7 protein-coding genes and 1 pseudogene are annotated in these 20865 nt (G+C 67.1%); 4 read left to right on the top strand and 4 right to left on the bottom strand.

Annotation, left to right across the window (positions count from 1 at the left end):
* Together EET13_RS31300 and mtf2 are read left to right on the top strand one after the other, a co-directional pair.
* Positions 1 to 176, top strand: a pseudogene (locus EET13_RS31300) (IS1634 family transposase); the annotation flags it as partial.
* 349 nt (positions 177 to 525) lie between these two features.
* Positions 526 to 1335: a fatty-acid O-methyltransferase Mtf2 gene (gene mtf2 / locus EET13_RS08925; RefSeq protein WP_122441950.1), complete on the top strand. Its 810-nt coding sequence runs from the start codon at positions 526 to 528 to the stop codon at positions 1333 to 1335.
* Positions 1336 to 1474: 139 nt separating this feature from the next.
* Here the strand turns inward: mtf2 and EET13_RS08920 are convergent, their stop codons facing one another.
* Positions 1475 to 1801, bottom strand: coding sequence for a hypothetical protein (locus tag EET13_RS08920; RefSeq protein ID WP_244603831.1), 327 nt, complete (start codon positions 1799 to 1801; stop codon positions 1475 to 1477).
* Between the two features lie 101 nt (positions 1802 to 1902).
* Entirely contained in the window at positions 1903 to 8217 is a 6315-nt protein-coding gene (gene pks2, locus EET13_RS08915; RefSeq protein ID WP_122441939.1) for a sulfolipid-1 biosynthesis phthioceranic/hydroxyphthioceranic acid synthase, read from the bottom strand.
* Between the two features lie 700 nt (positions 8218 to 8917).
* Between pks2 and fadD28 the strand changes: the two genes are divergently transcribed.
* Together fadD28 and EET13_RS08905 are read left to right on the top strand one after the other, a co-directional pair.
* On the top strand, positions 8918 to 10660 hold the full coding sequence (gene fadD28, locus EET13_RS08910) for a fatty-acid--AMP ligase FAAL28/FadD28 (RefSeq protein ID WP_122441938.1): 1743 nt from the start codon (positions 8918 to 8920) through the stop codon (positions 10658 to 10660).
* Positions 10661 to 10742: 82 nt separating this feature from the next.
* Entirely contained in the window at positions 10743 to 13514 is a 2772-nt protein-coding gene (locus EET13_RS08905; protein ID WP_122441949.1) for an MMPL family transporter, read from the top strand.
* A 14-nt stretch (positions 13515 to 13528) separates the two neighbouring features.
* Here the strand turns inward: EET13_RS08905 and EET13_RS08900 are convergent, their stop codons facing one another.
* Positions 13529 to 14224: an LppX_LprAFG lipoprotein gene (locus tag EET13_RS08900; RefSeq protein WP_122441937.1), complete on the bottom strand. Its 696-nt coding sequence runs from the start codon at positions 14222 to 14224 to the stop codon at positions 13529 to 13531.
* A 260-nt stretch (positions 14225 to 14484) separates the two neighbouring features.
* Positions 14485 to 20850, bottom strand: a complete 6366-nt coding sequence (locus EET13_RS08895) for a type I polyketide synthase (RefSeq protein WP_122441936.1) — start codon at positions 20848 to 20850, stop codon at positions 14485 to 14487.
* Positions 20851 to 20865: the final 15 nt, after the last annotated feature.

Here is a 20865-nt window from a genome sequence, read left to right as displayed (position 1 = left end):
TCGCGCACTGCATTCAGGAACGCAGTGGGCTGGCCATCGCCAACATCATCAAGCAACTGCGACCGCTGCGCTCAGCGACCATCACCATCAACGGCGCCAGTCAGACCTTCCCACCCGAAATCCCTGAGCCCCAGCGGACAATCCTCGCCCACCTCGGCATCAAAGTGGCTTACTAAACCAAATGTCCTAACTCAGGTGGTTGGCCGTGACACTCGCTGATGACGTCGGCCACCATCGACCGCGGATCGGCCAACAGAGCCGGCGCGCATTCTGCCCGTCGCACAGCGACACCCGCACGCCCGCAACACGTTTGTGGCGCTCAGGTGGGCTGACTCGGACGTCCGGGCCGATGGCGACCCGTGTGACTGGCGTGATCAGCGTGCAGTGCGCCCAACGGTGGAATTCTGCTGCACCAGCCCCGGTCCGGGTAACCGCACCGCGCGGTCGGCGCTGCGAATCGCCCGGGCGGCCCCCGGCACCGACCGCGGTTTGGACCCCGGACCGATACCCTGTCATACTCCGCATATGGCACTCAAAAACCGCGTGTACGACGTGGTTCTCCCGGTCGGCTGGAAGCTGAATCAGAAAGCCCAGAAATATATTTACCCCTCCTTCACCAAGCGCGTTGCCGCCGACGAGCTGGTGTTCCTCAACATGGGATATGAGGAGGATCCGCCGATGGCGGTGCCGCTAGAATCGTCCGACGAGCCCGATCGGTATTCCATCCAGCTCTACCACCGGGTTGCCGCCCAGGTGGACCTCACCGGCAAGCGGGTTCTGGAGGTAGGTGCCGGACACGGCGGCGGCGCCTCCTACGTCATGCGTGCCCTGCATCCGGCCTCCTACACCGGATTGGACCTAAACCCTGCCGGTATCGCGTTCTGCCAGAAGCAACACGATGTTGCCGGCCTTGATTTCGTCCAAGGTGACGCCGAGAACCTGCCCTTCGCCGACGAATCGTTCGACGCGGTGATCAACATCGAATCCTCGCTCTACTACCCCGATTTCGCCCGATTTCTCGATGAGGTGGCACGGGTCCTGCGGCCGGGAGGCCATTTCCTGTACACCGATTTCCGGCTCCCGTTCGGCGTCGCTGCCTGGGAGGCGGCGCTGGCCAACGCTCCGCTGCGAATCGTTTCGCAGACCGAGATCAATGATGAGATTCTGCGCGGCTACGAGAAACTGTCGCCGTCGTTGAAGGCGCTTTATGATCGCCATACACCGCGGCTCTTACGAGGTGTCTACGCAAAGCTTTTCGCTGTCGACGGCAAGACGACCCACCCGCTGAAGGCGTGGGGATTTTCCTACCGAATCTACTGTTTGACCAAGGTGTGAGGCGCGGCGTCGAAAGTCGCGCTGAGTACGTCGACGTCGGGTTTGGCACGTTGGCGGCGGCGGGCGCCCACCGCCGTTGTCTGCACATCGGATAACGCCGCCGACAGCAAGCGGCCGGCATCCAGAACCCAACTGAGGGTTATGCGGGCCGGACCTCGTAACCAAGATCGGCCAGCGCTCGGGCCGGCGTCCTGCCGTCGGCGCTGCCGGGCAACTTGGATTCTTTGAAAATGTGTAGGCCTTCTCCGGCCACCCCGTAGAACGCCGTGGAGACCGGGTCATCTGGGGGCTCGGGTGAATCCACGTGAAAAACCCGCATGGCCCATAGTGTCTTTGACGCGGCGATCACGCTGTAACCGCACAGCGGAGGGTTGACGTGGTAGAGCTCGATTTCACCTCGGGCGAACAACTCGGGGTTGGGTAACGAACCGACGCGGCGCGCTACGCCGATCGTGTTGTCCGGCACGCAAACGACCCTTTCCCTGGCAGGCTGCATCGCCGATATCGCAACCGCCAGTTCGGCGGTCGCCCCACGCGCAGCACGGGGTTACGTCAGCTTCCCTGCTCTTATGACGCGACCGGCTGCGCCTCCTCTTCGGCCAGCGTGTCGGCCAGGTGCTGAGCCAAGGCGCGCGCAGTGTTGTGGGTCGCGATGACCTTGGGAGACAACCGAATTCCGGTCTCGGTTTCGATATGGGTACGCATTTCCAGCATGCCCAGCGAATCCAAGCCGTACTCGACGAAGGGCCGGTCGGCATCGACCGTGCGTCGCAGGATCACGCTGGCCTGCTCGGCGATCAGGCGGCGAAGCCGGGCCGGCCATTCCTCTTGCGGCAGCGAACTCAGCTCCGTGCGGAACTTGCTTGGGCCCCTTGAGCCTTGCCCGGTGGATGCGAACATCTCGCCCCACGGGCTGCGCCGCACGAGGTCGGGCAGCCACGGCGCCCCGATAATCGGAATGTAGCCGGTGTAAGTGCGGTTGTGGCGCAGCAACGTCTCGAAGGCGTAGGCACCCTCGTCGGGGCTGATCATGATTTCGCCGCCTTCGGCCAGGAATGTGGCGCGGCCGACCTCACCCCAGGCACCCCACGCGATCGCGGTGACCGGCAGGCCTTGAGCGCGACGCCAGTGGGCGAAGGCGTCCACCCAGCTGTTGGCCGCGGCATAGGCGCCCTGACCGGGCGAACCCAGCAGCGCCGCTCCCGAGGAGAACAGGCACAGCCAGTCCAGCGGCTGTCCGGCAGTGGCACGGTGCAGGTTCCACGACCCGTACACCTTGGGTGACCAGTCGCGGTCGATGAGCTCGTCGGTGATGTTGGTCAGCGTCGCATCTTCGACCACCGCCGCAGAGTGCAGCACGCCGCGCAGCGGCAGCCCGGTGGCCGTCGCCGCGGCGACCAGACGGTCTCCGGTCTCGGGCTCGGCGATGTTGCCGCACTCCACCACGATGTCGGCACCGCGCTTGCGGAGGCGCTCAATCACCTGCCGGGCCCTCGGGTTGGGCTGTGAGCGGGCGGTGAGCACGATGCGGCCCACCCCAGCCCCGCCGTTGGCAGAAGCCAGCTTCTCGGCGAAGAACAGACCCAGACCGCCCAGGCCGCCGGTGATGATGTAGGCGCCGTCGCGGCGGAAGACCGGAGCCTGTTGGGGCGGCACCACCGCGCTGCTGCGGCCGCTGCGCGGCATGTCGAGCAGGAGCTTGCCGGTGTGCTCGGCGTTGCTCATTGCCCGGACGGCATTGGCCGCCTCCGCCAACGGGTAGTGAGTGCACTCCGGCGCGTTCAGCACACCGTCTGCGGTGAGCTTGAACACCGTGGTGAGCAATTCGCGGACCCGCTCGGGCTGCAGGACCGACATCAGCGCCAGGTCCAGGTAGTAGAACGTCAGGCCGCGACGGAACGGGTACAGCCCCAGCCGGGTGTTGCCGTATACATCGGCCTTGCCGATTTCGACGAACCGCCCGCCGAAGGCCAGCAGCTCCAGCCCCGCGCGCTGGGCTGCGCCGGTCAGGGAGTTCAGCACGATGTCCACACCGTAACCGTCGGTGTCGCGGCGGATCTGCTCGGCGAACTCGACGCTACGCGAGTCGTAGATGTGCTCGATGCCCATGTCGCGCAACAGCTCTCGCTTGCGCGCGCTGCCGGCGGTCGCAAAGATCTCCGCCCCTGCGGCCCGCGCGATCGAAATGGCCGCCTGCCCAACACCGCCGGTCGCGGAGTGGATCAACACTTTGTCACCCGCCTTGATCCCGGCCAGATCGTTGAGCCCGTACCAGGCGGTGGCGTTAGCGGTGGCGGCCGCGATCGCCTGCTCGTCGGAAAGGCCCGCCGGCAGCGTGACGGCCAGGGTGGCAGCACACGTGAGGAACGTTCGCCAGCAGCCGCCCTCGGAGAAGCCGCCGACGCGGTCGCCGACCTGGTGGCCGGTGACCCCCTCCCCCACCGCGGTCACCACACCGACGAAATCCATGCCCAACTGAGGCTGGCGGTCGTCGATGATGGGGAATCGACCGAAGGCGATCAGAACATCGGCGAAGTTGATGGTCGACATGCTGACCGCGACCTCGATCTGGCCGGGGCCGGGCGGAATCCGGTCGCAGGCGGCCAGTTCCAGCGTTTGCAGGTCACCGGGTGTGCGGATCTGCATCCGCATGCCGTCGTGTTCGTGGTCCACGATCGCGGTGTGCCGCTCGTCATGGCTGAGCGGGCTGGGGCACAAGCGCGCCACGTACCATTCGCCATCGCGCCAGGCGGTCTCGTCTTCCTCCGATCCCGCCAGCAGTTGCTGGGCAACCTGTTCGACGTCGGTGTGCTCGTCGACGTCGATCTGGGTGGTCCGCAACAGCGGATGTTCGCTGCTGATCACCCGCAACAGCCCACGCAGCCCGGTCTGTTCCAGGTTGGGCTCGTCCTCGGGCCGCACCACCTGGGCCTGCCTGGTCACGACGAACAACCGGGGTAACTCGCCCTCCAATTCGGCCAGCTCCCGGGTGATGCGGACAAAGTGGCGCACCTGCTCACGACCCCGCAGCAGGCCCTGCTCGTCCGGCTCACCAGCCGGCGGCCCGCAGAGAATCACCACGCCATCGACGGGCCGGGTACGCAGTTGACTGCCCAGCTTTTCGACGCTCTCGGCGAGGTCGGCCGCCGCCGGCCAGTGCACAGCGGCGCATTCGGTGCCTTGCGGCCCATGGGATTTCAGCGCGTCGATCAGCGTTGAACCCAGCATGTCGGAGCCGTCGGAGGTGTCGATCAGCAGCCAGGATGTCGCCTCGTCGTGCGTCACCTCGGGCAGCGTCCGCTGTTGCCACGCCAGCGTCAGTAGCCGCTCGCTGAGCAGCCGGTCACGTTCGGCGCTTTCGGTGGTTCCGGTTCCCATGTGCAGCCCACGGACGGCCAACAGAACAGTCCCATGCTCGTCGAGCAGGTCAAGATCGGCCTCACCGCCGGTAGGGCCGGCCTTGGTCACCCGCGTGTAGCAGTAGCGGGCATTGCGGGTAGGTCCATACGCCCGCAGGCTGCGCACACCCAGCGGCAACAGCAAACCACCGCTGCCGGTGGCGTCGACTCCAGCACCGACGGATTGGAAACAGGCGTCCAGCAGTGCCGGGTGAATGCGGTAGGCGCCCTGCTGGAAACGGATCGAGGCGGGCAGCCCGACCTCCGCCAGCACAGTGCCGGTTCCGGCCTCCGCGGTGCGTGCGGTGGCCAGACCGCTGAAGGCCGGACCCAAGTGAACACCGCGCTTGGCGAACGATTCCCGCATCTCGGACCCGTTCACGCTGACCGGATGCGCTGCCAGCAGTGCGGCCATGTCGTACTCCGGGGGCGCCGAATCATCTTCGGCGGCATAGAGAGTCGCGGTGGCGTGCTGTGTCTTTTCACCCTCCTGATCGGATTCCACCGCGAAGGTGAGCGCACCGGGGGCGTCGACCGATGCCACGGCCTCGATCGGGGTTTGGTCGTCGAGCAGGAGCATCTGCTCGAAGGCGATGTCACGCACTTCGCAGCCGTCTCCGAAGACCTCGCCGGCCGCGGCCAGCGCCATCTCGCAGTAGGCGGCGCCGGGCAGGGCCGCGACATTGTGCACCTGGTGGTCGCCGAGCCACGGCAATGCCGCGGTACCGACGTCGGTCTGCCACACGTGGCGCTGCGGCTCCTCGAGCAGCCGCACATGTGCGCCCAGCAGCGGATGCACGGCAATGGTGCAGGCACCCTGCGCCTTCTGTTCTTGCCCCTCGTCGTCGATGAACAAGCGGGGGTGGGTCCACGCCGGCAGCGGCGCATCGACCAGCCGCCCGGTGGGATACAGCACCGAGAAGTCCACCGCCGCGCCGGCGCTGTGCAGGTCGGTCAGCAACCCGCGCAGCCCGTGCGGCAACGGCTGCTCACGCCGCATGCCGGCCAGTGCGGCCGCCGTCATGTCCAGACTGCGGGAGGTCTGGTCCACGGCGTGGGTCAGCAGCGGGTGCGGTGACAGCTCGGCGAACACCCGGTAGCCGTCCTCCAGCGCCGCCTGCACCGCCGCGGCGAACTGCACGGTGTTGCGCAGGTTGTCCACCCAGTAGCGGCCATCACACGCCGGCCGCTCGCGCGGGTCGAACAGGGTTGCCGAGTAGTACGGGACCTGGGGCGGGCTCGGCTTGAGATCAGCCAGCGCCGCGGCCAGATCGTCGAGGATCGGGTCGACCTGCGGTGAGTGCGACGCAACGTCGACGGCGACCTCGCGGGCCATCACGTCACGCTGTTCCCAGCGCGCGACGAGATCGCGCACCGTGTCGGTGGCACCACCGATCACCGTCGACTGCGGCGAGGCCACCACCGCCACCGTGACATCGTCGATTCCGCGGGCCATGAGTTCCGAATTGACCTGCTTGGCAGGCAGTTCCACCGATGCCATGGCGCCGGCACCGGCAATGCGGGTCATCAGCCGGGAGCGGCGGCAGATGACGCGCGCGCCGTCCTCCAGCGACAGCGCACCGGCGGCAACCGCCGCGGCCGCTTCACCCAGCGAGTGTCCGATGACCGCGCCCGGTCGCACCCCGTAGGTCTTTTCCATGGTGGCGGCGAGCGCGACCTGCATCGTGAACAGGGTCGGCTGGACCTTGTCGATCCCGGTCACCGTCTGCGGCGACGTCATCGCCTCGGTCACCGAGAAGCCCGATTCTTCGGCGATGACCGGCTCCACCGCCGCGACGGTCGCGGCGAACACCGGCTCATTCGCCAGCAGTTCAGCACCCATGGCCGCCCATTGCGACCCCTGTCCGGAGAACACCCACACCGGTCCCCGATCGCCTTGTCCTACTGCAGCGTCGTAGAGGATTTCGCCGTCGGCGACCTCGCGCAGCCCTTCGACCAGTTCCGGCAGGCTGGCGGCAACCACGGCGGTGCGCACCGGCCGGTGCGCACGCCGCTGCGCCAGCGTGTAGCCAAGATCTGAGAGCGCAACCGTGTCCTGACGCTCTTGCACCCAGTCGGCCAGCCGGCGCGCGCTGTGGCGCAGCGCGTCGGCGGAGCTTGACGACAACGCGAACAGCAGACGGTCCTGGGTCGTGGCAGCGCCTTCTGCGGGAGCTTGCTCGGGGGCTGATGCCGGGGCTTGCTCCAGGATCGCGTGCACGTTGGTGCCCGACATGCCGAACGAGCTCACCGCGGCCCGCCTTGGGGCTTTCTCATCCTTCCGCGGCCACGGCGTAATCGCCTGCGGCGCAAAGAGTTCCGTCTCGATTCCGGCGAGTTCGTCAGGCAGCCGGTTGAAGTGCAGCAACGGCGGCACCACGCCGTGTTGCAGTGACAGAACCGCCTTGATCAGTCCTACCGCCCCGGCCGCGGACTCGCTGTGTCCCATATTGGCCTTGGCCGAACCGATCGCACACGGCGTGCCGGCGCCATACACCCGTGCAAGGCTGCGAAACTCGATCGGGTCACCGACCGGGGTACCGGTGCCGTGCGCCTCCACGGCGCCGATGGTTTCGGCGTCCACGCCCGCGGCCGCCAACGCCGCACGGTACACAGCGACCTGCGCGTCCTCCGACGGCATTGTGAGGGTCTCCGTGCGACCGTCCTGATTGCTGGCGGTACCGCGGACCACCGCCAGGATCCGGTTACCGTCACGCAGCGCATCCGGCAGCCGCTTGAGCAGCACCATGGCGCAGCCCTCGGAGCGCACGAAGCCGTCCGCATCCGCGTCGAACGAATGGCAGCAACCGGTCGGGGAAAGCATGCCTTGCCCGGACGTCGCCACACTGCCGTGCGGTTCCAGGAGCACCGCGCAGCCACCCGCCAAAGCAAGATCGCTCTCGCCCTCATGCAGGCTGCGGCAGGCCAGGTGCACCGCCATCAGGCCCGAGGAACACGCCGTGTCAAACGTCATCGCCGGGCCATGCAGGCCCAGAGCATAGGAGATCCGCCCGGATGCCACGCTGTTGTTCAGGCCGGTGACGACGTACGGGCTGGCCAGACCGCCGGCGCCCTTGGTCAGGACCAGGTAGTCCTCGTGGGTCAGCCCGGTGTACACCGCAGTCGACGACCCGGCCAGCGATGCCGGGTCCAGACCGGCATGCTCGATAGCCTCCCAGGAGGTTTCCAGCAGCAATCGATGCTGCGGATCGATCGAGGTGGCCTCCCGCTCGCTGATCCCGAAAAACTCGGCGTCGAAGCCGGCAACGTCGTCGATGAACCCGCCCCACCGCGACACCGTCCGACCGGGAACTCCGGGCTCCGGGTCGTAGAAGTCGTCGGCGTCCCAGCGGTCCGGCGGAATCTCGGTGACCAGGTCGGCGCCGCGCGCCAGGGCTTCCCACAATTTGTCAGGCGAGTCGATCCCCCCGGGAAGCCGGCATCCCATGCCGATGACCGCAACGGGAGTGACACGTGTTTGCATCGATTTTTCCTGTCTCAGCTCGACCGGTGTTACCCGACGACATCACCGAATTTTTTTTACGCGGGCAACGAAAGGCCACGGCGCCGCTCGCTAGTCCCCCCGCCTGGATCTCAACACCAGGGCAGGTCTCGAAGAGAACAGCTTAGACGGCCCTCAGCGATGCGGAGGACCAATGGTGAGAATTTTGTTGGGACTCGCCCACGACCAGGCTGCTGGCCAGCCCAAACGGGTAAGTAACGGCCGAGCCGGCGCTGGCCGGCGCGGCGGCCGCCCGCCACCGCGCTACGGTACGGCCGTCCCACTTGACCCGCGCCTCGGGTTGCCCTGCCGGTCCCGCGATGCAGCCACAGGACCCGGCAACCGGCCCACCGCTCTATGCACCGGCTGGATCGGCGGGATCGACGGGATCAGCGCGGTGACGGGGTCAGCCGGAGCCACGTCAGCGCCCACGAAGTGTGGAATCCGCTGCCCACCAATACTGCTCGCCGGAGCTTTCGACGTGATCCCGGTTCCGCGCCGGGCCACCACGGTTCCCTACGTCTCCCCCGTTGGGGCGGGCTGCATCGGCCGAGCACGGGCCGCAACTGCCGCCCACGCGACAGCCGAGGCCGGGGCGAATAGACCGTGCAGCCCGCTGGGTCATGCCCTGCGGATGCCGTCTCACCGCCTTCATCACGGCCGGACGGTAACGTGATAGCTCATGAGTGTGCGTTCCCTACCCGCTGCGCTACGCGCGTGCGCCCGGCTACAGCCCAATGACCCGGCGTTTACGTTCATCGATTACGAAAAGGACTGGGGTGGTGTCGCCGAAATCCTGACCTGGTCCCAGTTGTATCGGCGGACACTGAATGTCGCGCAAGAGCTGAGCCGTTGCACGGCGACCGGTGATCGCGCGGTGATATTGGCTCCGCAGAGCCTTGATTACATCACCGCTTTTCTTGGTGCTTTGCAGGCCGGGGTGATCGCAATTCCGCTTGCGGTTCCGCAGGGCGGGGCCACCGACGAACGCGTTGACGCTGTAATTCGGGACGCGTCACCTTCGGCCATTTTGACGACGTCGTCCGTCGTGGACGATGTCGCGCAGCATGTCACCGCGCAGCTCGGCGAATCCGCGCCCTCGATCATCGAAGTCGATTTGCTCGACCTGGACGCTGCGAATCCATCCGCGGTCCGGGACGAGAACCATTCACCGGTCGCTTACCTGCAATACACGTCGGGGTCCACCCGCACCCCGGCGGGCGTGGTGATGTCCCATCAGAACCTTCGAGTCAATTTCGAACAGCTGATGGCCGGCTATTTTGCCGACACCGACGGGATAGCGCCGCCGGATTCCACGCTGGTTTCGTGGCTGCCGTTTTACCACGACATGGGTTTGGTCTTGGGAGTGTGCGCACCGATCCTCGGGGGATATCAGTCGGTGCTCACCAGCCCGGTGGCATTTCTGCAGCGTCCGGCGCGCTGGATGCACATGCTGGCCACCAATTCACACGCGTTTTCGGCGGCGCCGAACTTCGCCTTCGAACTGGCGGCAAAGAAAGTCTCAGACGATGACATGGCCGGCCACGACCTCGGTAATGTGCTGACCATCCTCAGTGGCAGCGAGCGCGTCCACCCCGCGACGATCAAGCGCTTCGCCGACCGCTTCGCGCGCTTCAATCTGCACGAGAAGGTGATTCGTCCCTCGTACGGCCTGGCGGAAGCCACGGTGTTCGTGGCCGCTAGCAGGACAAACCATCCGCCGAAATTCGTCGATTTCGAAGCCGAAGGACTGTCCGACGGCAAAGCCAAGCCATGCAGCAGCACCGACGGCACAAAATTGGTCAGCTATGTGGTTCCGCAATCACCGATAATTCGGATTGTCGATCCGGAGACCCGTACCGAATGCCGGGAAGGAATGGTCGGTGAGATCTGGGTACACGGCGACAATGTCGCCACTGGCTATTGGCAAAAACCCGAAGAGAATGAGCGCACCTTCGGCGCGAATCTGGTCAGCCCATCCCAAGGCACGCCCGAAGGTCCCTGGCTGAGAACTGGAGACTCCGGTTTCATCACCGATGGCGAATTGTTCATCATCGGCCGTATCAAAGACCTCTTGATCGTTTACGGGCGCAATCATTCTCCAGACGACATCGAGGCGACGATCCAGGAGATCACCCGGGGGCGCTGCGCGGCGATATCGGTTCCCAGCGATCGCAGCACAGAAAAGCTGGTCGCCATCATCGAACTCAGAAAGCGCGGCGAGTCGGATTCGGACGCGATGGAGCGGCTGGGCGCCATTAAGCGTGAGGTCACGTCGGCATTATCGGCTTCGCACGGTCTTAGCGTCGCGGATTTGGTTGTGGTTGCGCCGGGTTCGATTCCGATCACCACCAGCGGCAAGGTCAGACGAGCAGCATGCATCGAGCAATACCGCCAAGATCAATTCGCCCGCTTAGACGTTTAGCCTGGTCGGCCATCATCCCTAGAATTGGTACAAGCGTGTGAAAACGTCGTGCGCGGGCACCGGCGTCAATAGCGTCACCAGCGTGCCAGCCGACGCGGGCCGTAGGCGATCCCGGCGCGCCCCATTCCTTGTCGTCGCCGCCTGGATTGCGGCAGCGGTGATTGCGAATGTGATCCTGGCACTGACACAGGCGAAGCCCCGCGATACCTCGTCGGCGCTGCTGCCTCAGGATGCCAAGGCGGCTGCCGCCACCTCCCGGATCGCGCAGTGGTTCCCGGGCAGCGGCACCGACGCGATCGCCTACCTGGTGGTAGACGGCCGCGACCAGCTTGGATCCGCCGACGAGCAGTACTACAACGCAGCGGTGAGCGCGTTGCGCGCCGACACCGCCCACGTCGGATCGGTCCTCGACTGGTGGTCGGACCCGCTTACCGCCCCGCTGGGAACCAGCCCCGAGGGGCGGTCGGGGGTCGCGATGGTGTGGCTGGTGGGCCAGGCCGGTAGCGACCAAGCGCGGAGCTCACTGGATGCGGCCCGATCGGTGGTGCGCAAACTACCGCCGAGTCCGGGACTTCGTGCCCGCATTGTGGCTTCGCAGGCCATCACAGACATCCCGCTGCGCATGCAGGTATGGCAGGGCTCGGTGATCGCAGCCGCCGCGGCGCTCATCGCCGTGCTGCTCCTGCTGCGCTCCCGACAGTCCCCCCGTTCGGTGGCGATGGTGCTGCTGGCCACCGGGGTCTCGGTGGCAGTGGCATGGCCGCTCGCCGCGATGGTGCCGCGAAGCAGCAGCGCCTTGTCGGTGTTTTCGGGGACCCTGGCCTTCGTCTTGACGATCGCCACCATTACCGCAGCCACCATGCTGGCCGCCCGGCTCCGGCCCGACGGAAGCGTTTCGGTGACCGACCGCCGCGCATACCGCGACCTGTTGCCCGGGTTAGCTCTACCCGGGGCATGCGTGGCAGTGTTCACCGGCCCGCTGCTGCTGGCTCAAACGCCCGCCCTGCGCGGCGTCGGCACCGCCGCACCGGATGTCTTGGTGGCGCTTGCGGTTTCGCTGACACTGCTGCCTGCCTTGCTCGGGTTTGCCGGGCCTCGGACGCTGTCATTGCCGCGTGCCGGCGGTCCCGGCTGGGCACGCAGGTTGCCGAAACCCCGGTTCGCCAATCCCGTTGCCGTCGCCGCCGTGGTGCTGGCGATCTGCGCCCTGCCCGTCGCCGTAATGCGGTGCGACGTCGGTGAGGGACGGGCTCATCCGCCTGGGACCAGCACCGCGCGGCTGTTGCCCGGTAATCCACTGCCCGACGTCGTGGTGGTCAACTCAGCCGCGGACCTTCGCCAGCCCGCAGGGCTCATCGCCATCGATCAGCTCAGTCACCGTCTGATGGAGATTCCCGGTGTACGCAAAGTGGAGTCGGCCGCATGGCCGGCCGGTGTCCCATGGGCCGACGCCTCGCTCACCACCGCCGCGGGAAAGCTCTCCGATCAGCTGAATCGGGGGGCCGGCTCGTTCATGCCGCAGCTGAACGCCATCAAGTCCCTGGGAGCCACGATCGACCAGGTCAGCGCCGCGGTCGACGAGCTGGACAACAGCGTGAGAATCGGGCTTGCCGGAGCCAATCAGCTACAGCAGAACATCAACCGGGTCCTCTCTGTCACGCAGACGCTGCGGGGCAAAGCTACGGAAGTCTCGCAATACCTGAACCCGTTGCGGGACATGCTCACCGGTGCTGCGTATTGTCCCGACGAGCAGCTGTGCTCGGCCGCGCGCCAGGTCGTCGGACCACTGGACCTGGTGGTCGCAAATGTGGCCGCACTGACCAACGGTGCCGACCGCATAGCCGCGGTATCGAACCAAACGATGGGCGCCTTCGCCTCGACACCGCACGTGGTGGCCGAAATGCGGTCTACGCTGGGCCAGCTGCGCTCCTTCGTGCCCAGGCTCGAATCGAGCATTCAGGAAATTCTGCCGCAGCTCGTTCAGGTGTCGGCGTTCCTGAAGAACATCTCCGTCGATTTCGCCGACACCGGCGAGGGTGGTTTCCACCTCACCCGCAAGGACCTGGCGGAGCCGTCGTATCAGCATGTGCGGCAATCGATGTTCTCGCCGGACGGCACGGCGACGCGGCTGTTCGTCTATTCCGACGGGAACACGCTGGAGCTTGACGCAGCGGCACGCAAGCAGTCACTCGAACTTGCCGCCGCCAAGGCGATGAAGTACGGAAGTCTTGTCGACAGCCAGATCACGGTGACCGGCGCCGCGCAAATGGCCACGGCCGCCCGCGCTGCCCTCACCCACGATGCCGTCCTGCTGGCCCTGATGATGCTTGTGGCGGCGGTGCTGATCGGCCGGTGGCGCGGCGCGATCAGCGGTGCCGTGGTCGGTGTGGGGGTGGCGGCGTCCTACCTTGCGGCGCTCGGGATTTCGGTGGTGCTGTGGCAATACCTACTGAATCGTCAGTTGCAGGTCGCGGTCCCGCTGGTGTCGTTCGCCATCCTCGCGGCGCTCGGCGCTCCTTACCTCATTGCCGCAATTGCCGCAATCACACCACTTCAAGCCCCTGACATCGCCCGTGGGCCACGGCCCGCGACGACAATGCCGGTCCGAAGCGCCGTCGCGCCCCTCATCGCACTCGGTGCCGTCTTCGCCGGCGGACTGCTGGTGGTGTCCGGCGGCTCGGCAGGGGCTGCCAGTCAGCTCGGCACCATTGTCCTGCTCGGCTTGGGCGTGCTGATTGCGGTGGCACCCGTATGCATCGCAGCGGTGATCCGCAGGGACCACACCAGGCAACCCGGCGTCGTCGGACCGCCCCTAGCGAAGCGGCTGAAACGTGTTGGCCGCGAACGCTTTTAGTCGACCTTGCGTTTTTAGTCGACCTTGAGGGGTTCGTTCCATTTCGACAGGGTGAGCTCGACCGCGCCGGACCCGATGTCGATAGTTGCCCGCACCAGGCGATGCGAACCGTCGGAGGCGATCCAGACCGTCGCCGGCCGCGGCTGCCTGGCACCGGGATCCAGCATCTTGACGGTATCGGTCGGCACTGTTCCGCTGATCTTGGCGGTCGGAATTCCGTCGATCACCTCCGAGCCTTGCGACTGCAGATTGGTGATACCCGAGAGCACCTTCGCCACCCCGTTGGTGGGATCGACCACCCGCGAGGCTGCCAATTCGGAGACGGAGCCGAGGTTGGTCCAGTCATCGAACAGCTTCACCGAGATGCTGTCGTCCTTGGTCCGGAACGGGACGTCCGGCTGGCCCTGATAGGTGCACACACCTTTCGCGGCGAGCGGATTTGCCCGGACGTCGACGTCGGCGCTGGTGATGCCGAGCAAGCTGTCGACTTTGCCGGTCGTTCGGATCGCCAGGTGCACGCTCGTCAAAGCCTTGGTGGCCTCCAGCGACTGCTTCACCTCGGACACGAGCGCGGGGTCGCTCGTCGTGCTGACCGAACTGTGTGCCTCGGATTCGGGTTTGTCCGAGGAGCACCCGGGCAGCCACAGCACCGCGGCGGTGGCCGCCGCCACCACAAGGGCGAAAGTCGCCGCCGGTTTCCGATCGTTCATTGCTCATCCTCTCGATGAAGTTTCGCCCATACCGCTCGCGACGCGTGCGACACCGACCCAACACACAGACCAGTCAAGCCACCACAGCGCGGCATGACAGCGACGACGTTCACCGGTTCGGCGCCCTGTCCCGGTCCTCTCCTGCCCGCGTGATCTGCCGTGCGCGGGCTGATCAACCCGGCCGACTACAGGTCCGGTGCGTCCACACTAGCCCGGTTCGGTACGTGCCTGGTGGCTGTCGCCGGTCCGGCCGGACCGCGCTATGCATGGACCGACACCTTCGCTTCGTTGTCTTCGTCGCTGTCAGCGCGCGGTGACCGGTCGCCATTGGATTCGGGATGGATTTGCTGGGCTATGTGGTCGGCGACAGCGGTCGGCGTGGGGTGATCCAAGATCACCGTCGGCGGCAAGGTCAGCCCAGTGGCGTTCTTGAGACGGTTGCGTAGCTCGACTGCGGTCAGCGAGTCGAAGCCAAGGTCCTGGAAACCGCTGTCGGGGTCGATGTCCTCGGGAGTCGGACGGCCCAGCACCGCCGCGGCCTGCGCCCGTACTATCCCTACCAGCAGCCCGTGCCGTTCATCGGGAGCCAGCCCCTGCAGGCGTTGGGCCAGCGCCGACTTCGATTGGGTGGCATCGGCCGTGTCATCGATTTGGCGTCGCCGTCGGCGCCGGACGAGCCCGCCGAACAATGGCGGCAATCCGCCGGCTTGGGCCCGGGTGTCGAGCGCGGCCCGGTCCAGACGGGTGGCGACCAGGACCGGGTGATCGATCGTCAGCGCGGCGTCGAACAACTCCAGGGCCTGCTCCGGGCTCATAGCGACCAGGCCGCTACGGCTCATCCGGGCCAGGTCACGCTCGCTCAAGTGAGCGGTGATGGCGCTGGTTTGTTCCCACAGCCCCCACGCCAGCGATGTGCCCGCCAGCCCCGTGGCCTGTCGGTGAGCGGCCAGTCCGTCCAGGAACGCGTTCGCCGCCGAGTAGTTGCCCTGCCCCGGCGAGCCCACCGTGGCCGCGATCGAGGAGCACAGCACAAACAGCGACAAATCCAGGTCACGGGTGGCCTCGTGCAGGTTCCAGGCCGCATCCACCTTGGCCCGCAAGACCGTGTCGATGCGGTCCGGCGTCAACGAGCTGATCACCGCGTCGTCGACCACCCCCGCGGCGTGAATCACCCCGCGCAGCGGTGGCCATTCCTGCCCCAGTTGGGTCAGCAACCCCGTCACCGCTTCCCGGTCGGCCACATCGCAGGCCACCACCTGCACCCGGGCGCCCGCTTCCGCCAACTCGGCGGCCAGCTCCCCGGCCCCCGCAGCGCGATCGCCGCGCCGACTGGCGAGCACCACATGACGCACTCCGTAGGCAGTGACCATGTGGCGGGCCAGCACCGCCCCGACCATCCCGGTGGCACCGGTGATCAGGACGGTACCGTCGGCGAGCCCGTCAGCCAGCGCCGAGGGCATGGTCAAGACCACTTTGCCGATGTGGCGGGCCTGGCTCATGAATCGGAAGGCGGCCGGCGCGCAGCGCACATCCCACGTGGTGACCGGCAGCCGGTGCAGCACCTGGGTGTCGAACAGCTCCTTCACCTCGCAAAGCATCTCCTGCATGCGCACCGGCCCGGCCTCGGACAGGTCAAACGCCCGGTACCACACACCCGGATAGTTGGCGGCGATGGCCTGTGCGTCGCGAATATCGGTCTTGCCCATTTCGAGGAAACGCCCGCCGCGGACCAGCAATCGCAATGACGCGTCGACAAACTCGCCCGCCAACGAGTCGAGCACCACGTCGACCCCGCGGCCCTCGGTGACCGCCAAGAACTTGTCCTCGAACTCACAGGTGCGCGAATCACCGATATGGTCGTCGTCAAAGCCCATGGCGCGCAACGTGTCCCACTTACCACGGCTGGCGGTGACGAAAACCTCCACCCCCCAGTGGCGAGCCAGCTGCACCGCCGCCATGCCCACGCCACCGGTGCCGGCGTGGATGAGCACCGATTCGCCGGCCTTGATCTCAGCCAAGTCCGCCAACCCAAACAATGCCGTCAAGAACACCACCGGCACAGCCGCGGCCTCCGCGAGCGACCAGCCGCGGGGCGCCTGGGTAATCAGCTGTTGATCGACCACCGCCAGCGGACCCGCACCCCCCAGGAAGCCCATCACCGCGTCGCCGACAGCCACCCCGGTCACGTCGGGACCGGTGTCGATGACCACGCCGGCGCCTTCGGCCCCCAGCGGCGGCGCCTGGCCCGGATACATCCCCAGCGCGGCCACCACGTCGCGGAAATTGACCCCCACCGCCGCGACGGCCACCCGAACCTGCCCCGCCTGCAGCGGCGCCTGGGCTTCTGGGCAGGGCTGGATCACCAGATCCTCCAGGGTTCCGCCGCCACCGGCGGCCAACCGCCACGCCTCTCCCGCGGGCAGCGCCAGCAGCGGCGGTGCCGGCGCCAGCCGGGCGTTGTGCACCACGCGGCCGCGCACCACCAGTTGAGGTTCGCCGACGGCGACCAGGGCGGCCAGGTTCAACGCATCCGTCCCCTGATCCAGCGAGGTGTCGGTGTCGACCAATACGATCCGGCCGGGCTGTTCGGCCTGCGCCGAACGAACCATGCCCCAGACCGCCGCCGCGGCCAGGTCGCTGACATCCTCACCAGGCAATGCCACCGCGCCATGGGTCAACACCACCAAAGTGCCGGCCCGGTCGGTGCCCAGCCAGGACTGCAACACCTGCAAAGCGGCGTGCGTGGCGGCGTATGTCGAGCCCACCGCATCCGCGCCGGCAGCACCGCACTCCCAGACCACCACGGCCGCGTCGCTGGCCCCGGCGCCGTTGCCGTTAGCGCTTTCCGCCATACCCGCATCAGCGGCGCTGAAATCCTTCCAGGAAAGCACCGCGGTCTTGTCTTCTTCGTTAATCACGTTGTGGTTCAAGGATATTGGCGACCAGATCACTTCCAGCGGTCCCTGGTCCGGTCCGCGGCCGGCGGCGGTCACCGCGGCGCGCAACTGCTCGGCGCTCATCGCGCGGGTCACCAGGGCGCCAACCGTCAGCACCGGCAACCCCTCGGCATCGGCGACCTCGACGGAGATGGCATCCGCGCCTGCCGACGCCAGACGCGCCCGTACCCGCCCCGCGCCGCCGGCGTGCAGCGACACCCCGCGCCAGCAGAACGGCAGCATCGTTTCGCTGGTCTCGATAGCCAGCCCCAGAGCATGCAGCACCGCGTCCAGCACGGCCGGGTGCATCCCCACCCCCTCGACCGCCACCCCGTGCTGAGCCGGAGCCACCACCTCGGCGAAGAGCTCAGACTCGCGCCGCCATACCGACACCAGGCCCTGGAATGCCTTGCCGTAGGCATAACCGCGCGCGGCCAGCCGTTCGTAGCCATCGGAGACATCGACGATCTCCGCACCTTCCGGCGGCCACACCGACAAGTCGGCCGAGGCCGGGGCGGGGTTTTCCCCGAGCGTGCCCATGGCATGCAGCAACCACTCGCCGTCGCAGTGATCACCACGGGAATACACGGACACGGAACGGGTTCCCGCCTCATCGGCGGCCCCGACCACCACCTGTACCTTCACTCCTACTCCCGGGTGCAGCACCAGCGGCGCAGCCAGGATCAGTTCGTCGATGACCGCGCAGCCGGCCTCGTCCGCGGCGCGAATGACCAACTCCACGAAGCCCGCTCCGGGAAAGAGCACCACCCCGCCGACGACGTGGTCGGCCAGCCAGGGTTGGTCGGCCAGCGACAACCGGCCGGTCAGAACCACTCCGTCGGCGTCGGGCCGCTCGACCACCGCACCCAGCAACGCATGCTCGGTCGGGCCCAGACCCAAACCAACCGCGTCGGCGGGCCCGTCGGCGCCCGGCGTCTCCCAAAAACGGCGCCGCTGAAAGGCATACGTGGGCAACTCGACTCGGCGCCCACCCGAGCCGGCGAACACCGCCGGCCAATCGACCGACACACCGGTGGTGAACAACTGGCCGGCCGCACCCAGGGCAGCGGCCAATTCGGGCCGGTCTTTGCCCAGTACCGACACCACGACCGCCTCAGCCGGGGACACTGACTGCTCGATCGCGCTCGTCAACCCGCTGCCGGGACCGACCTCGATGAAGTGCGTCGCGCCGAGCTGCTGGGCATGACGGGCGCTGTCGGCAAAACGCACCGGCCGCCTCACATGCTCTACCCAGTACTGCGCAGAACCGAAATCTCCTGTGGCGCCGGCCAATTCGCCCGTCACGTTCGACACCAGCCCAATCTGCAGCTCGCGCGCCTCCACGCGGGCCGCAACCCGCGCGAACTCGTCGAGCATCGGCTCCATGAGCGGCGAATGGAATGCATGCGACACCGCCAACCGGTGCACGCGCCGACCCTGCTCGGCAAACCGATCAGCGATCGCGCTCACGGCGGCCTCGGCGCCGGAGATGGTCACCGATCCGGGCGCATTGATCGCGGCGATCCCCACCCCCTCGCCCAGCAGCGCCGTCACGTCAGTTTCCGCGGCGGCCACCGCCACCATGGCCCCACCGGCCGGCAGGGCCTGCATCAAGCGGCCGCGCGCTGCCACCAACATCGCCGCGTCCGGCAGCGTCAGCACCCCGGCCACGTGCGCCGCCGACAATTCGCCCACCGAGTGACCCATCACGAAGTCCGGCTGCACGCCCCAGCGGCGCAACACCGCGAACAGCGCCACCTCAACCGCGAACAGCGCTGGCTGAGCGAACTCGGTGCTGTCCAACAATTCTGCGTCCGCGCCCCAAACCACTTCGCGCAGCGGCAATCTCAGATGTTGATCCAGTTCATCGGCCACTTCGTCGAATGCCTCGGCGAACACCGGCAACCGGTCGTACAACTCGCGGCCCATCCCGAGGCGCTGCGAGCCCTGTCCGGGAAACACCACTACCGTCTTCCCCACCGATCCGGCTTGGCCCACCGCCACACCGGTACCGGGGTCACCCTCGGCCACGCTCGTCAATGCGGCGATGAGGGCCTCCCGATCGGCGCCGACCACCACGGCCCGATGCTCGAACGCCGACCGGCGGGCCAGTGAGCACCCCACATCGACGGGATCCAGATCCGGATCAGCTTGCACAAACTCCACCAACCGGCTCGCCTGCGCTGTCAGCGCCTCAGCCGACTTCGCCGTAACGACCCACGGCACCACCGGCAACCGGCGCCGCGACCCGGCGCCCTGAGTGGTTTCGTCCGCCTCGACAGCGGCCGGCGCGGGAGCCTCTTCCAGGATCACGTGTGCGTTGGTGCCGCTGATCCCGAACGAGGACACTCCGGCGCGGCGCGGACGCCCGTCAGCCGGCCACTCCCGGGCCTCCGTCAACACCGACACCGCGCCGCTTTCCCAATCCACCCGCGGTGACGGCTCATCCACATGCAACGACTCCGGCATGACCCCGTGCCGCATCGCCTGCACCATCTTGATCACCCCGGCCACCCCAGCGGCGGCCTGGGTGTGACCCATGTTCGACTTGATCGAACCCACCCACAACGGCCGCTCGTACGGACGGCCTTGCCCATAGGTGGCCAGCAACGCATTCGCCTCGATGGGATCGCCCAATGTGGTGGCCGTTCCGTGCGCCTCCACCACGTCGACGTCCGCCGCGGTCAACCCGGCACCGGCCAACGCCGCCCGAATGACCCGCTGCTGGGCCAGCCCGTTCGGCGCGGTCAATCCATTAGACGCGCCATCCTGATTGATGGCGCTCCCGCGCACCACCGCCAGCACCGAGTGCCCCAGCCGCTGTGCGTCGGAGAGTCGTTCGAGCACCACCACACCGGCGCCCTCGCCCCACCCCGTCCCATCGGCCGCGGCGGCAAAGGCCTTACAACGCCCGTCGGCGGCCAGCCCCCGCTGCCGGCTGAACCCGACGAAGATCGACGGCAACCCCATCACCGTCACGCCACCGGCCAATGCCAGATCGCACTCACCCGAGCGCAACGACGCCATCGCCCAGTGGATGGCCACCAACGACGAGGAGCATGCGGTGTCCACCGACACCGCCGGGCCTTCGAGCCCCAGCACGTAGGAAACCCGGCCCGAGGCCACGCTCACGGCCGTGCCAGTCAACCCGTAGCCCTGCAGGCCCCCGGTGTCCCTGCTGCCATAGCTGGGCGCAAAGATCCCGGTGAACACCCCAGTCGCCGAACCCCGCAACGACAACGGATCAATTCCCGCGTGCTCCAACGCTTCCCACGAAACCTCCAGCATCAACCGCTGCTGGGGATCCATGGCCAGCACCTCGCTGGGAGCGATCCCGAAAAAGCCGGCGTCAAACCCCGCGGCATCGTCGAGGAACGCACCCCACCGCGTATAGGTCTTGCCCTCGGCGTCGGGATCCGGATCGAACAACCCCTCCACATCCCAGCCGCGATCTGTCGGAAACTCCGACACCACGTCGCGGCCCTCGGCGACCACGTCCCACAACTTCTCGGCCGAGTCGACCCCACCCGGGAAACGGCAGCCCAGTCCCACCACCGCCACGGGTTCGGTGGCCCGCTGCTCGTAGTCCCGCAGCCGGGCGCGTGCCTCATCGAGTTCGACAGCAACCTTTTTCAGATAGCGGAACAGCTTTTCGCTCTGCTGGTCGGCGCCTTCCATGCTCATCGTCATCGCACCTTGCTCCTC

It is taken from the genome of Mycobacterium attenuatum (assembly GCF_900566085.1).
In the GTDB taxonomy this organism is placed as follows: Bacteria; Actinomycetota; Actinomycetes; order Mycobacteriales; family Mycobacteriaceae; genus Mycobacterium; species Mycobacterium attenuatum.
The sequence above is the reverse complement of the archived record's forward strand: the minus strand, read 5'-3'. Positions and strand labels throughout refer to the sequence as shown.